The organism is Enterococcus sp. DIV1682a (genome assembly GCF_051711005.1).
In the GTDB taxonomy this organism is placed as follows: Bacteria; Bacillota; Bacilli; order Lactobacillales; family Enterococcaceae; genus Enterococcus_B; species Enterococcus_B hirae.
The window spans coordinates 2,037,801-2,053,095 of sequence record NZ_JBIOLT010000001.1 but is presented as its reverse complement, the minus strand read 5'-3'; the positions used below and the strand labels follow the sequence as shown (position 1 = coordinate 2,053,095).

The following is a 15,295-nucleotide window of genomic DNA, read 5'->3' as shown; positions in this document are numbered from 1 at the left end:
AGTTAGGTATAATTAATATAGAAAAATTGTTATTCATAACAAGAAAAGCTTGTTATGAATGGGATAATAGTAAATAGGGTCTCAGGTAGAAATTCTTTACTTGTCTAATAGAATTAGCAAATTTACCGTGATTTGGAAGCGATTAGATAAAGTAACGATTTATTTTTTTTTGGGAATAAAAAGTTTTTAAAACGATGGGATCCAGTATCTTACTCTAGATGATAATAATTATTATCTGAATGATAAACTAAGAAATTTTTTTAGAAATCGATGTCATTTTATTATCTAAGTATGTTCATAGGATGGAAGTCTCACGAAGCTTCACTGAAATGAGTATATTTTATGAGAACAAGTAACATCAGCAGGATGTCATGAGTTAAAAGAAAAATGAATCTAGGAAAGTAACAGGAAAGTGGAGAGAAATGGAAGAGACAATTAGTATAAAAGAGATCATCGGAGTATTTCGTAAGCGTTTGTTGACCTTATTTATTTCAACGTTAGTTGGTTTGGCGGTAGCAAGTTTCGTTACATTCTTTATTTTAACACCCAAGTTTAGTTCACAAGCCCAATTGATTGTCACGTTGCCTCAGTCAAATATTACGAATGTCAATGATGTGAATACGAATTTACAAATGATTAACACCTACAAAGATATGATCATTAGTGACTTAGTTTTAAGTGAAGTGAAAGATCAATTAGAAACGCAAGATCAGCTAGCAATGACGGTTGGAGAAATCAAACAAGCAATCACAGTGAATCAATCCGAAAATTCACAAATGTTTTCTATCCAAGCAATTAGTTCGATTCCAGATAATGCTCAGAAAATTGCGAATACCACAGCTGAGGTGTTTCAAACGAAAGCCAAAGATGTGATGAATGTCGATAAAATATCGATCATTTCTGAAGCGGTTGCGGACGGAACATCGGTGTCACCAAATAAAAAAATAAATATTGCCCTTGGCCTTATTTTAGGTCTGATGATTGGCATGGGGATAGCTCTGTTATTGGAATTGTTCGACCAGACTGTGAAAGATGAAAAATATCTTTCGGAGGTCATAGGGTTTCCAATTTTAGGGACGGTACCAGAAATGACTGCCAAAGATTTCAATAGAAATGACAAAAACAACAACGCACCGGTGACAATAAACGATGAAACTGGTGAACAAGCGAGAGCTTCTCGTAGAGCTCGTTCGAGAGTGTAGGAGGGAAAACATGCGACGTGTCATAAAACAAAAAGAAACACTACTTAAACCGATTCGTTTGATTACTTTAACTAATCCTTCATCAGCAGCGGCTGAGCACTACCGAACGATTCGAACCAATATCCAATTTGTTTCAATCAATGATCAACAAGTCAAAACGATCGTGGTCACGTCATCTGGACCAGGTGAAGGGAAATCGACCACGGCTGCAAATCTGGCTGTTGTCTTTGCAAAAGCTGGTCAGAAAGTGTTATTAGTTGATGCTGACATGCGAAAACCAGTTATTTACAAAGCATTTCAAATAAATAATCATTATGGATTAAGTAATCTACTCAGTTCAACTGAAACGATCAGTAAAGGGATCCAAAAAACGGCAATCAAGGAATTATCGGTATTACCAAGTGGACCGATTCCTCCTAATCCATCAGAGCTGTTAAGCTCGAAAAGAATGGATCAACTAATGGTAGAAGCAAGTCAGCTCTATGATATCGTGATGTTTGATTTGCCTCCGATTGTAACTGTGACAGATGCTCAAATCTTGTCATCAAAGGCAGATGGTACGCTTCTGGTAGTACGTGAAAAGACTTCACGAAAAGAAGCAGTTGTGAAAGCCAAAAAATTATTAGAGATGGCTCAGGCAAAGGTACTGGGAATTGTTTATAACGGAGTCGAACAAAGCAAAGATACAAGTTATTATTATGAATGATAAAGAGGAGGTAAAGGGAATGATCGATTTACATTGTCATCTATTACCAGCAGTTGACGATGGTGCGCAAAACCTGGAAGAAAGCCTAGCAATGGCTGAAAAAGCGGTTGAACAAGGGATTACTCATATTTTATGTACACCGCACCATAATAATGGCAAGTATTGTAATCAAAAGAAAAAAGTCATTCCCCTAGTCGCCACTTTACAAAAAGAGCTGGATAAAAGAAATTTACCGTTGGTGTTATTAGAAGGTCAAGAAGTTCGTATTACTGGAGAATTGCTTGAAGCGCTTCACCGAGATGAACTTCTTTTTACAGATTTAAATGATACTTATCTGTTGATTGAATTTCCTACATTAGAAGTACCGTTATATGCAAAGAACCTTTTTTTTGAACTGTTGAAACTAGGAAAAATACCAGTAATCGTGCATCCTGAGCGTAATACTTATTTTGCAAAAGATCCGAATCGTTTGTTGCCTTATCTAGAAATGGGGTGTTTGACACAGCTGACAGCGCCAAGTTATCTGGGGCGCTTTGGCAAAGAAATCCAAAAAACAGCAAAAAAAATGGTCAAGTACAATCTTGTACAAATGATTGCTTCGGATGCTCACGGTGTTGAGCGACGTTCTTTTTGTTTAAAAGAATGTTATGAACAAATCGCTAAAGACTTCAATAACGAAAAAGTTGAGCAAATGAAACAAGTCGCCAAAGATTTAATCAATGGGGAGCAGATTCATTATCCAACTTATCAAGCGATAAAAAAGAAGAAGTTTGGGTTATTTTAGGGGGAGTAAAGGTGTTTGAAGTCACAAGAAAAAGAAAGATTGCTATTTTGATAGGAGTTGATAGCTTATTGTTGTTTTTGGCAAACATTGCTACAATTAGATTCATGAAGCCATTCGCAGAAGTATCAACGGATTTTATGTTCATCTCTACAGGCGTTTCAATAGGTTTCTATTTGTTTTATGGGAGTTTATTTAAAGTCTTTACAAGGATCAATCGCTATATGAATTTAGAAGAAATCAGGGCGATTTTTGTTTCTTTGTCGATCACTATGATTTCAAATCTTTTTGTCTTGTTTTTTATCAATCATCAGTATATGTTACGTCTAACGATCTTTACCTATATTTTGTCTTTGCTTTTAATCATGGGAAGCCGTCTGGAGTGGCGTCTTTACATTGAGAAAAAGCAGACAAAGCTACAACCTAGAGCCACTGCCAAGAAGACGATCATCGTAGGCGCTGGTGAAGGCGGTAGAATTTTGGCAAATATCTTACTTGGATCAAAAACAGCAAGTGACACCTATGTCATTGGTTTTGTTGATGATGATCCTAATAAGCAAAATACATATCTTTCAGGAAAAAAAGTGATTGGTATGATCAAAGACCTCCCTGCACTAATCAAGAAACATGATGTACAAATCGTTACCATCGCCATTCCTTCCTTATCCAAAACAAAAATCAGGAATATTTTTCAAATGGTAGAATCCTTGCATGTCAAAGTAAACACGATGCCTTCAATGGAAGAAATCGCTTCTGGAAAAGTCAGCGTCACAAAATTAAAAAAAATTGACGTAGTTGATTTACTAGGAAGAGATGAAGTTGAATTGGACATTGAATCGATCAAAGGTCATTTGACAGGGAAAACCATTCTTGTGACTGGTGCGGGTGGCTCGATCGGCTCAGAGATTTGTCGGCAGATTATCCAGTTTTCCCCAGCACAATTATTACTAGTAGGACATGGGGAAAATTCGATTTATTTGATCGATCGGGAACTCCGCATGAATCAGCAAAATCAGCAGACAAAAATCGTCCCGCTCATTGCAGATATTCAAGATCGTGACAAAATTATTGAGATCATGCAAAACTATCGCCCAGATATCGTCTATCATGCTGCAGCACATAAGCATGTTCCTCTCATGGAAGTAAATCCCAAAGAAGCAGTAAAAAATAATATTCTTGGAACGAAAAATGTTGCGGAAGCAGCCAAACAAGCGAAAGTCAAAAATTTTGTGATGGTCTCAACAGATAAAGCGAATCATCCACCTAATGTGATGGGAGCGACAAAGCGGATTGCAGAAATGATTGTAACAGGATTGAACGAAAAAAATGGAACAACATTTTCCGCTGTTCGCTTTGGAAATGTATTAGGTTCACGAGGAAGTGTGATTCCTGTCTTTCGTGAACAAATTGCGCAAGGTGGACCAGTCACGATTACTGATTTTCGGATGACACGTTACTTTATGACAATTCCTGAAGCAAGTCGATTGGTCATTCAATCAGGAGTCTTGGCTAAAGGTGGAGAGATTTTTATTTTAGATATGGGTGAACCAGTCAAAATCGTCAACCTTGCCAAAAATATGATTCGCCTGAGTGGCTATCGTGAAGACGAAATTGAGATTCTTGAAACGGGTATCCGTCCTGGGGAAAAACTATATGAAGAACTACTGTTGGATAAAGAGAGAAACGATGAAGCTGTCTATGAAAAAATTTTTGTCGGAAACATCAAAGGTTATTCAAATCAAAAAGTGATGGATTTTATCCGTCATTTGCCAAAAGATGAGAAACAATTAGCAAGAGAAGTGATTCGTTTTGCCAATGCTTCTAATCAATAGAAACTAGCTGTTTTAAGCTGAACGTACTATTAGTAAAGTAGTAAAATCATTGCTTTATGTGCTGGGTTATACGATTCCTGCGATCAAAAATTGCATAGGGATACGTTATTCAAATCGCATGTAAAAAAACGTTTGACCATCAAAAAAAGAAACGAGAGGAGAAAGCGAGTGGATGCAATAATAGTAGGAGCAGGTGGGTTTGGTAAAGAAATTGCTTTTTTGCTCCAACAACAAAATGAGTATCAGTGGGTCGGTTTTGTCGATGATCGTAAAAGTGAGCAAAGCGATGTTCTAGGAAAACCTGTGATTGGCAAAATTGCTGACTTGCTTCAAGTCAAAACACCAATGGCAGTTTTTCTTGGGATTGCGGCTCCGACGGTCAAAGAAAACATCTATGAACAGTTACGACAAAACCCTCACTTGCTTTTTCCAAATTTGTTTGCCCCTAGCGCATTGATTGGCTTAAATGTTCAACTGGGCATTGGGAACATATTGATGCCTTACACGACCTATACTGCAGATATTTCAATCGGTGACTTCAATATGATCAATATTGGTTCAACAATCGGTCATGACTCCATTATAGGTAGTTACAATGCCATTTTTCCTAATGTCAATATTTCGGGAGCAGTCACTTTAGGAGATAAAAATGAACTGGGTGTCGGTACAAAGATTATTCAAGAACGTTCGATTGGTGATGGCAACATTATTGGGGCTGGCAGTGTTGTCATCAGAGATATCCCTCATCATTCAAAATGGGTGGGGGTACCAGCAAAGATAATTGAAAGGTGGAGTTGATGTGAGAAAAAAGCGAATATTATTAGCTTCGCCCCATATGAGTGAAGCAGGCTATGAACAAGCGTTTGTCAAAGAAGCCTTTGATACGAACTGGATTGCCCCTTTAGGTGCCAATGTCGATGGTTTTGAGCAAGAACTGGCAGATCATGTGGGAGCCAAGCATGTTGCTGCGCTTTCTTCAGGTACGGCAGCGATTCATTTAGCATTAAAGGCAGCAGGTGTCACGAAAGGAGATCAAGTGATTTGTCAATCCTTGACTTTTGCAGCTACGGTCAACCCGATTCTTTATCAAGGAGCCGTCCCAATCTTTGTGGATAGTGATGCCGAAACTTGGAATATGAGTCCTGTTCATTTACGCGCAGCTTTAGAAAAATATCCAAAAGCGAAAGCGGTGATCGTCGTTCACTTATATGGATTAGCTGCAAACTTAGCTGAAATCATGCAGATCTGTCAAGAATATCAAGTGACGTTGATTGAAGATGCTGCCGAATCATTAGGAACGACTTACCAAGGTAAATATACAGGAACGTTTGGAGACTATGGGATTTATTCCTTCAATGGAAATAAGATCATCACAACTTCAGGTGGGGGAGCATTAATCTCTGACGATCAATCAAAAATTGAAAAAGTCAAATTTTGGGCCACTCAATCTCGTGAAAATGAACGTTATTATCAACATTTAGAAATCGGTTACAACTATCGTATGAGCAATATATTAGCAGGAATCGGACGTGGTCAATTAAAAGTATTAAATGAAAGAATCCAAAAGAAGCGTGCCATCTATCAATTTTATCAAGAAGAATTGTCCGAGTTTCCTAATATACAATTTATGCCGGAAAACTCTTGGAACGAACCTAACTATTGGTTGAGTGTCATTCGTTTAGAAGGAATAGATCCATCTTATTTGATTGAAGAATTGGAAAAAGAACAGATCGAAGCACGTCCTGTCTGGAAACCGATGCACTTACAGCCTGTTTTTGACTCTTTTGATTTTATTGGCGGCGAAGTTGCAGAATCGCTTTTTTCTTCTGGAGTTTGTCTTCCCTCAGATACTAAAATGACGGATGAAGAGTTAAATAGAGTCGTTGCAACGATCAAGCGAGTGATGCGTTATGAGTAAACCAACCTTTTATCGACTTTTTGGAAAGCGTGGGTTCGATCTTTTTTTCTCAGGTCTTTTATTGCTTTTGCTTGCACCACTGATGCTCATACTTGCAGGGTGTGTTCGATTTAAACTAGGTTCACCGGTTATTTTTAAGCAAACAAGACCAGGGAAGAATGAACGATTATTTTTTATGTACAAGTTTCGCACGATGACAGACGAGAAAGATCAACATGGCGCGTATCTTCCAGATGAAGTTCGTCTAACAAAATTCGGCAAACTACTTAGAGCGACTAGCCTTGACGAGCTCCCAGAGCTTTGGAATATCTTTAAAGGCGAAATGTCTTTTGTTGGTCCTCGTCCATTATTGGTAGAATATTTGACACTTTATAATGAAGAGCAACGAAAACGCCACAACATTCGCCCAGGTTTGACCGGATTGGCCCAAGTCAGTGGTAGAAATGCGATCAGTTGGGAAGAAAAGTTTACGTATGATTGTTTGTACGTTGAAAGTTATTCGTTTGGCAAAGATGTTTGGATCTTGTTACAAACAGTCCTTAAAGTGTTCAAACAAGAAGGGATTAGCTCAAATTTTGGACCAACAAGTGAAAAATTTGAAGGGAATGAACCATACTGAAAATTTTATATGTGACGACGATCTCCAATACACTCAATGCTTTTTTAATCCCGCATATTGATCAACTAATCAAAAATGGACATGAAGTGAGTGTGGCATGTGCGCTTGAACAACCGTTGGCATCTTATTTTTCTGATAAAAAAATACCTGTGTTTCAAATACCATTCAATAGGAATCCATTAGCTAAAAGCAATCTTTTAGCCTATAAGAAAATCAAACAGCTGATCAAAGAAGAGAATATCGATATCGTACATACGCATACGCCAGTTGCTTCGATGGTGACAAGACTTGCTTGTAAGCGGATCAATATTCCTATCTACTATACGGCACACGGGTTTCACTTTTATCAAGGAGCCCCAATGCTTAATTGGTTCGTCTATTACCCAGTTGAAAAATACTTATCTCGTTATACAAGTAAGCTTATTACCATTAATCAGGAAGATTATTTGCTTGCTTCACAAAAATTTAAAGCAACACAAACTCATTTGATTCAGGGTGTTGGAATCCAAGTCGAAAAGTTCGAGAAAACCTTGGTTGATAAACGGCTAAAAAGTAAGGTACTTTCACTAGCTCAGCCAACAACCAAAGTACTCCTTTCAGTCGGTGAATTGAATAAAAACAAAAACCACGAACTGGTGATTCATGCACTCGCTTCATTTAAAGACCAAGATTTCCACTATTTTATTTGTGGAACGGGGCCTTTGAAACAAACGCTGGAACAAAAAATTAAATTTTTAGGTTTGGAAAAGAAAGTCAGTTTACTCGGATATCGTAAGGATATTATTGAGATCATGAAAATGAGTGATCTATTTCTCTTTCCTTCTTTAAGAGAAGGATTGCCCGTATCGATCATGGAGGCTATGAGCGTTGGTTTACCGGTAGTCGCTTCAAATATACGAGGCAATAAAGATCTGATCTATGATGAGAACACAGGAAAATTGTTTGATGTCAAAGAGTCAGAAGAACTAGTGAATATTCTTCAAGATTTTTTTTCTGGAACGTTACCTGTTACAAAATATTCCGAGAACGCTGCTGCTCATATCCAACAATTCAGCGAAAATGTAATCATCAATCAAGTAGTAGAACTTTATGAAACTTTATAACTAAAGGAATTTCACAAAATAAAAAAAGCACTTAAACAGGGAAAATGAGGTGAAAAGCTCTTAACCTCAAGAATGTTTTGATTATTTGTAAGAGTGACTGACGAAATGAGCCTGGGTTCAAAGGAAAAGTAAATGGCTTTGTTTTTTTAGAAGAATAATAAAGCGAATGAAACGAAGAACTACCAATAACGTTCCAGTTTGTGTTTTTTATGTTAATAAAACTAATTATAGAGGTGAAACCAATTGAACGTATCAATTTTCGGCCTAGGCTATGTAGGGCTAGCCAATGCGTTATTACTTAGCCAGCATGAGAATGTCAAAGCTTATGACATTGTAGCAGAAAAGATCGAACGACTACAAAAGAAGGAGTCACCAATTGAAGACCGTGAAGTACATAATTTTCTTCAAAGAGAAGACCTAGCAATCGAATTTATTAAAGATTTCCGAGAAGCGGTTCTTTTTGGTGATTATTTGATTATTGCCACACCCACTGATTACGATGAAAAGAAAAATTATTTTAATACCTCATCGATTGAGAGCATCATTGAACAAGCTCTCGCCATTCGTCCAGAAGCAAAATTTATCATTAAGTCCACGGTACCAGTAGGGTATACGGCCGAATTAAAGAAAAAATATCAAACAGAAAATATTGTTTTTTCACCAGAATTTTTACGTGAAGGTAAAGCATTGTACGATAATCTTTATCCTTCCCGCATTGTTGTAGGAGAATGTTCAGATAGAGGGACAGAGATTGCGAATATGTTCAAAAAGAATACGCAAGCAGATAATGTCCCAGTTTTATTGACTCATTCAACAGAAGCGGAAGCAATCAAGTTATTCTCAAATACGTATCTGGCGTTGCGTGTGGCTTACTTCAATGAATTGGATAGTTATGCGGAGATACGAGGCTTAAATACGAAACAAATCATTGAAGGCGTCGGACTGGACCCACGTATCGGCTCTCATTACAATAATCCTTCATTTGGTTATGGAGGGTATTGTTTGCCAAAAGATACGAAACAGTTGAAAGCAAATTATACCGATGTGCCTAACAATCTTATCCAAGCGATCGTTGAAGCAAATACAACCAGAAAAGATTTTATTGCAGAACAAATTTTAGCCCAAAAGCCTAAGACTGTGGGAATCTATCGGTTAACGATGAAAGCCGATTCAGACAATTTCCGTTATTCATCGATTCAAGGAGTCATGAAACGAATCCAGGAACAAGGAGTTTCGGTGGTTGTCTATGAGCCAACGTTACCTGTTGAAGAATTTCATCATGCGCCTGTCGTTTCGGATCTTGCGCGATTCAAACAACTATCGGATGTGATCGTCTCCAATCGGATGGACCAGCAACTAAAAGATGTGATCGAAAAAGTCTATACGAGAGATATTTTTAGACGGGATGAATAAATGAAAAATATAGCCAAAAATTTTTTTTATCAGAGCTTGTTTCAACTGACGAAAATCATTCTTCCGATTATTACCATTCCAATCGTTTCTAATGCTTTAGGGCCAAGTGGGATCGGTCTTTATAATTATACGTTTTCAATTGTCCAATATTTTGTTTTGTTTGCGGGGCTAGGGGTAACGATGTACGGGAACCGGGAAATAACTTTGACTTACAACCGTAAGAAAGAAGCGTTATCAGAAGTTTTTTGGGAAATTCTGCTTTTTAAGGCATTAGCGAGCTTAATTGTCATAGTCGCTTACTTTATTGTTGCCTCTTTATTAAATAATCGTTCGTATTTGTTTGTCCAATCCTTGGCGATTTTTGCCGTATTATTTGACGTATCTTGGTTTTTTATGGGAATTGAAGATTTTAAGAAAACTAGTATAGCTAATTTAGTAGTCCAACTAGTCACGTTTTTTCTCATTCTTTTCTTGATTAAAAACGAAGACGACACGTTAAAATATACCTTGATTCAAGGACTAGGTTTAGTTTGTTCACAAGTGAGTGTCTGGTTCTTTATTCCTAAATACATTCATTTGACGAAAGTTGATTTAAAGAAAAGTCTTAGTCATTTAAAGGGCTCTTTTGATTATTTTATTCCTCAAATTGCGATCATGTTGTATACCAATTTGAATAAGACCCTTTTAGGTTTCACATTAGGAAGTGTTGCAGTGGGCTATTTTACCAATTCTCTGCAATTGAATACCGTATTCATCACGATCATAACTACCTTAGACATCGTCTTACTTCCCCATATGACAAGTTTTTTTGCAAAAAAAAATATGGAGAAAATCGTTCGCACGATGGAAAAAACGATTCATTTACAATTGTTTTTTTCGATTCCAATCATGTTTGGGATGTTGACAGTTTATGACAAGCTCGTTCCTTGGTTTTTTGGCGAAAAATTTAACTACATCACTCAAATTATTCCATATTTTACGGTTTTGATTGTGATCGTTCCTTTAGGCATGGCGATTTCTAGACAATATCTAATGCCAATCGGTCAGGTTAAAGAGTATAATCGTTCAGTAATCATTGGAGCTATCATCAATCTTGTGGCAAATCTCATACTATTGCCGTCTATTGGCTTTTTGGGCGTTGTATTTTCAACTATTCTCGCCGAAAGTTTCGTTACAGTTGTAAGAACAAGAGCTTTTCTGAAACAGACGACGTTTACCTTTTCTCTCAGAAAAATCGGGATGTTTATAATTGCTGGATTGATCATGTGTTTGATCACCAGGTTTTTAACAGGTCATTTAACGAGTAATATCCGAACCAATCTGATCCAATTCGTCATTGCTTGTCCGATCTATCTCGCAATCACAACGATAACCAAAGTCAATCCACTAGTTGATTTATTGAGGATCAAAAAGAAAATCTAATGATGACAAACAACAGGTCAAAGACCTTGAAAGTGGTTGCTGCTAGTGAAAAGAAAAATGTTTACACTGATTTTCGTTCAATCCGAACCATTGATTCGGCAATTTAGCGAAGAATGATCAATGATCAGAAGCTAAAATAAAAAAGGAGGAGAGGCGTTCTCTCTTCCTTTTTTATTTTAGCTATTTTGAGAAATAAACGAAATGCTTAGTTATTTCCGTTTTTGTTGTTTTCCAGCGTTACGACCTGTTTGGTTTTTAGGTGCTTTGACTTGTTTCTTCACTGGTTGTTCGCTATCCGCAGGTGTCACGTCTTTACGAGGTGTTACGACTTGCTTCGGTGGATTTTGTTTTAACTCTTCTGCCACTTGAGCTTTTAATTTAGGCTTCATGATGACATTTGTAATGAAGGTTTGCAAACAACTAAAGATACCACCAACTACCCAATAAAGTGTGACTCCAGCTGGCGCACTGATCGACATGAAGACGATCATCGCAGGCGAAACGATAAGCATCGTACGCATTGTTTTCTTTTGTTCTTCAGGGATACCGATTGTTGAAATATATCCTTGAAGTAAATAAGCAGCACCAGCAATCGCAACTAATACAAAACTAGGGTGTCCTAAGTCGATCCCATAGAAAGAGGATTCACGAATGCCTTCTGTATAACGAGCTGTGAAATAAAGGGCTGAAAAGATCGGCATTTGGATCAAGAGAGGCAAGCAGCCAATCCCGCCAGTCATACTTAACCCATTTTCACGATAAACTTGTTGCATTTCAGCTTGTGCAGCCATTTGTTCTTCACGAGTAGTCGCCGTTTTTAGTTTTTGTTGAGCGGCTTCGACTTGCGGCTTCAAAGCTTGCATTTTTTCAGATTGGATCATTGTCTTTTTCGATTGACTAATACCTAATGGCAAAATGATGATACGAACGATGACTGTCATTAAAATAACAGCCCAACCATAGGACCAGTTGAAGTTCTCCACTAAATATGTAATCGCTTGTCCCATTGGATGGACTAATACTCGGTACACGATACCTGATGTGTCAGGGTTACCATTTGAATCCAGACGAACACAACCAGATAAGAAAAGCATGACTGTGACAAGGCCAGAACCCAATACCCAATTTTTCCATTTATTCATAAAATACTTCCTCTTTTATAATTTTTACACAAAATTAACTATACTAAAAAAGCACACACAATTCAATCTACTTTATAGAAAATTCATAGATTCCTACCTATATGGTCTTAAAAAAATAAAAAAGTTATTTGTCAAACCACAAAAAGGAAAGGGAGAAAAGCCATCGGTTAAACAGAAGCAAAAACGATCAAACGAGTGAGGGACGATTAGAAGAGAGAAGGCACGTTGTTTCTTTAAAAAAAGTCCTTTATCGTCAAACTTTCTTAAAGTCATGTGAGCCTTCTCATAGTGTAAATAGAACTACCTTTTGCGTGTTTCGTCCATTCAGAATCAGTAAATTAGCCGATCACATCAAATTTTTTTCGTTCTTCCATCATCGGATTATCTTGCAAGTCAACGTATTGTACGCGACCACTAGGACTTGGAGAATCCTTTACTTCTTCAATGAATCTTTTGATCGTTTCCTCATCGCCACATGCTTCGATTGTTACCGAACCATCTTCTTCGTTTTTAACTGTGCCTGTGATCCCTAATTGATCGGCAACGATTTTTGTCATATAACGAAAGCCAACACCTTGGACACGTCCTTGAACGTTCATCTTGATTTTTTTCATCATATCCACCTTTCTTTCCTTGCTTTTTAAATTAATGATACCGATTTTTTGATGTTGTAACAAGTTCAAGGTTCGAATTCATGCTATAATTAAGTGAGGTGAAAAATGTGAAAGAAATCCAATCAGCAAAAAATCCAAGAATCAAAGAATTGAAAAAACTACATAAGAAAAAATACCGGGAAGAAACAGGAGAGTATCTACTCGAAGGATTCCATTTGGTTGAAGAGGCAGTTGCTTCTCATGCCAAAGTAAAAGAAATCTTAATCACAGAAAAAGGGTTAGAAGAGTGGGAGGAGTGGCTTAAAAACCATTTAGACATCCCTTGTACCTTGGTAACGAATGAAGTCATGGCTGTGGTATCAGATTTGCCAACACCCCAAGGTATCTTAGCCGTTATGCTCTACGAAAAAGTAAACATGCCCGAATTAACTGGAGGATGGTTATTGTTAGATAATGTCCAAGATCCTGGGAATGTTGGAACAATGATTCGTACGGCAGATGCTTTTGGACTATCTGGTGTCGTTTTAGGAAAAGGATCAGCTGACATTTATAGTACAAAAGTGTTAAGAAGTATGCAGGGGAGCAATTACCATCTACCAATACTTCAAACAGACCTTGAGCAAATGATCCCGCTTTTAAAGGAACACAATTTTAATATCTATGGAACTGAATTGAACGAGGATGCTCGTTCATTAGAACAGGTAACTGTTCCTGAGAAGTATGCAATTGTCATGGGGAATGAAGGGCAAGGCGTGCGGCCCGAAATTCTTTCCTTGACGGATAAAAATATCTATATTCCGATTCGCGGAAATGCTGAATCATTAAATGTAGGAGTGGCAGCAGGCATCGTACTTTACCATTTCTCTTTATGATTAAGGAACTATTAAGCTTTCTACATTTTGATGGAACCTCACTAGAATATTCCGAACACTAATGGTATACTAGGATCAATTTCAAAGGAAAATGAAATTCAAAAAAGGTGGCAGATCAATAATTATGACAGAAAAATGGCGTGAAGACGAAGAATATATGTCTTATGTAGAAGATCTATTAGCAACAGATGCAGTGAAGAAATTAGCCAATTATACACAACATGTCCACTCCACTCGATTAGAGCATTCTCTTAGTGTTTCTTATTATAGTTATAAATTAGCCAAAAAATGGGGCGGTAATGCAAAAGCAACCGCACGTGCAGGTCTTTTGCATGATCTTTTCTACTATGATTGGCGTACAACAAAATTTGATGAAGGAACGCATGCTTATATCCATCCAAGGATCGCAGTGAAAAATGCAGAAAAAATTACTGACCTATCCGATTTAGAGCGTGATATCATCTTAAAACATATGTGGGGCGCTACGATCGCACCGCCTAAGTATAAAGAAAGCTATATTGTGACGTTTGTCGACAAATATTGTGCTGTGAAAGAAGCAGCACAGCCGATGACTGCTTCGATGAAACAAAAATGGCAAAGATATTTCGGCAAAGAACAATCGATTTAATACGATGTGATTAAGAATTCTTCCTGAGAAATTTCATAAAATTTCTCAGGTTTTTTTTTATTGACGAACCATGATTTTTACTGTTTACTTTGTATCAAGAATAAGTTGTTGATACAAACTTAAAGGGGGTGATGATAAGATGCCATATGGATCTTATTTAAAAGAGTGGAAAAGCTTTAACTAACGTACTTTGTTGAAGTTCTTTTCTTCAAAGTACATTCACTTGAAAGAAGAAAGGACTCAAAGTCATGGAAAAAACAATTAAACCTTATCAATATTATTTTATTAAAAGAGAAGTCGAACAATTAATATCAGTCTATCATTCAGTAAACGATTCTAAAACGATCGAAACGGTCCAAGCATTAGCTGTGGAGAGAATAGAGGAACTAGTAGAACCCTCACAAAGGATGAACCTTTTCTTAGAAAACATCTTAGATACTTCTTTGACCAAAGAAACTGCTGAACGCTTATTAGAAGAATTAAAAGAATCAGTTCAACCTTTTGAGCAACCTTCGAAAGCTCAAATCGAAAAATTATTCCGAAAAGTGAAAAAGTTAAAACAACCTGATTGGAATCATTTGGATTTAAGAGAACACACCTATATTGGATGGAATGATCCTGGTACCCAGAAAAAATTTCTTGTTTATTATGATGAATCAGGGAAGTTAAATGGTATTCGCGGGACTTTATCCCCGACCATCACGAAAGGGATTTGTACGATTTGTAAAAAAACTTCAAGTGTGTCACTCTTTTTAGCAACAACAAAATCGAATTCAGATGGCACCTATACGAAAAAAGGAAACTATATTTGCCATGATAGTGAGCATTGTAACCACAATTTAGTCCAATTGACTCCTTTTTATAAATTTACTGAGATTGTAAAAAAAGAAGGATAATTTCATTGTATTTTTCATAAATATATGCTATTTTAATTGATGAAGTGAATAGGTGATGGTGTTCGCCTTTAAACGTTAATCTTAAGATAACTAATGACGCCTACTAAGAATCGGGATACCCCTTTTTTTAGTAGGCGTTTTTTTTGA

General features: G+C 37.1%; 15 protein-coding genes and 1 riboswitch. Of the genes, 13 read left to right on the top strand and 2 right to left on the bottom strand.

Annotated features, from left to right (window positions below; genetic code table 11):
• Positions 1-422 precede the first annotated feature (422 nt).
• The 10 genes from IGJ23_RS09395 (at position 423) to IGJ23_RS09350 (ending at position 10,996) form a co-directional block, all read left to right on the top strand.
• A complete protein-coding gene (locus tag IGJ23_RS09395; protein WP_010737948.1) occupies positions 423-1,202 on the top strand; it encodes a YveK family protein in 780 nt (259 codons plus the stop codon).
• Positions 1,203-1,212: 10 nt separating this feature from the next.
• On the top strand, positions 1,213-1,908 hold the full coding sequence (locus IGJ23_RS09390; protein ID WP_367010463.1) for a CpsD/CapB family tyrosine-protein kinase: 696 nt from the start codon (positions 1,213-1,215) through the stop codon (positions 1,906-1,908).
• Positions 1,909-1,927: 19 nt separating this feature from the next.
• Positions 1,928-2,692 (top strand): tyrosine-protein phosphatase, encoded by a 765-nt coding sequence (locus IGJ23_RS09385; RefSeq protein WP_010737946.1) that lies wholly within the window; start codon positions 1,928-1,930, stop codon positions 2,690-2,692.
• A gap of 11 nt (positions 2,693-2,703) precedes the next feature.
• The gene (locus IGJ23_RS09380) at positions 2,704-4,521 is read left to right on the top strand and encodes a polysaccharide biosynthesis protein (RefSeq protein WP_438774884.1); all 1,818 of its coding nucleotides are present in this window, start codon (positions 2,704-2,706) and stop codon (positions 4,519-4,521) included.
• A gap of 168 nt (positions 4,522-4,689) precedes the next feature.
• Positions 4,690-5,319 (top strand): acetyltransferase, encoded by a 630-nt coding sequence (locus IGJ23_RS09375; RefSeq protein ID WP_010718516.1) that lies wholly within the window; start codon positions 4,690-4,692, stop codon positions 5,317-5,319.
• Position 5,320: 1 nt separating this feature from the next.
• Complete coding sequence (locus IGJ23_RS09370; RefSeq protein WP_053766592.1) at positions 5,321-6,439, top strand: DegT/DnrJ/EryC1/StrS family aminotransferase; 1,119 nt, start codon at positions 5,321-5,323, stop codon at positions 6,437-6,439.
• The gene (locus tag IGJ23_RS09365; protein ID WP_160231545.1) at positions 6,432-7,058 is read left to right on the top strand and encodes a sugar transferase; all 627 of its coding nucleotides are present in this window, start codon (positions 6,432-6,434) and stop codon (positions 7,056-7,058) included. Before IGJ23_RS09370 ends, IGJ23_RS09365 begins: the two co-directional genes overlap by 8 nt.
• 11 nt (positions 7,059-7,069) lie before the next feature.
• Positions 7,070-8,161 carry a glycosyltransferase family 4 protein gene (locus IGJ23_RS09360; protein WP_438774883.1) on the top strand — a complete coding sequence of 364 codons (1,092 nt, stop codon included), beginning with the start codon at positions 7,070-7,072 and terminating at the stop codon, positions 8,159-8,161.
• Between the two features lie 243 nt (positions 8,162-8,404).
• On the top strand, positions 8,405-9,574 hold the full coding sequence (locus IGJ23_RS09355) for a nucleotide sugar dehydrogenase (protein WP_094940348.1): 1,170 nt from the start codon (positions 8,405-8,407) through the stop codon (positions 9,572-9,574).
• Entirely contained in the window at positions 9,575-10,996 is a 1,422-nt protein-coding gene (locus IGJ23_RS09350) for an oligosaccharide flippase family protein (protein WP_438774882.1), read from the top strand. It abuts the gene before it with no gap.
• A 209-nt stretch (positions 10,997-11,205) separates the two neighbouring features.
• Here the strand turns inward: IGJ23_RS09350 and yidC are convergent, their stop codons facing one another.
• Both yidC and IGJ23_RS09340 read right to left on the bottom strand, forming a co-directional pair.
• The gene (gene yidC / locus IGJ23_RS09345) at positions 11,206-12,138 is read right to left on the bottom strand and encodes a membrane protein insertase YidC (protein ID WP_010718510.1); all 933 of its coding nucleotides are present in this window, start codon (positions 12,136-12,138) and stop codon (positions 11,206-11,208) included.
• A 338-nt stretch (positions 12,139-12,476) separates the two neighbouring features.
• Positions 12,477-12,752: an acylphosphatase gene (locus IGJ23_RS09340; RefSeq protein WP_010718509.1), complete on the bottom strand. Its 276-nt coding sequence runs from the start codon at positions 12,750-12,752 to the stop codon at positions 12,477-12,479.
• Between the two features lie 107 nt (positions 12,753-12,859).
• Here IGJ23_RS09340 and IGJ23_RS09335 point away from each other — a divergent pair, with 107 nt between their 5' ends.
• The 3 genes from IGJ23_RS09335 (at position 12,860) to IGJ23_RS09325 (ending at position 15,148) form a co-directional block, all read left to right on the top strand.
• Entirely contained in the window at positions 12,860-13,624 is a 765-nt protein-coding gene (locus IGJ23_RS09335; protein ID WP_034700883.1) for a TrmH family RNA methyltransferase, read from the top strand.
• A gap of 124 nt (positions 13,625-13,748) precedes the next feature.
• Entirely contained in the window at positions 13,749-14,252 is a 504-nt protein-coding gene (locus tag IGJ23_RS09330) for an HD domain-containing protein (RefSeq protein WP_010737939.1), read from the top strand.
• Positions 14,253-14,500: 248 nt separating this feature from the next.
• Positions 14,501-15,148 carry a FusB/FusC family EF-G-binding protein gene (locus IGJ23_RS09325; protein WP_367010450.1) on the top strand — a complete coding sequence of 216 codons (648 nt, stop codon included), beginning with the start codon at positions 14,501-14,503 and terminating at the stop codon, positions 15,146-15,148.
• 42 nt (positions 15,149-15,190) lie between these two features.
• Positions 15,191-15,258: riboswitch (Fluoride riboswitch) on the top strand.
• The last annotated feature ends 37 nt before the right edge of the window (positions 15,259-15,295 follow it).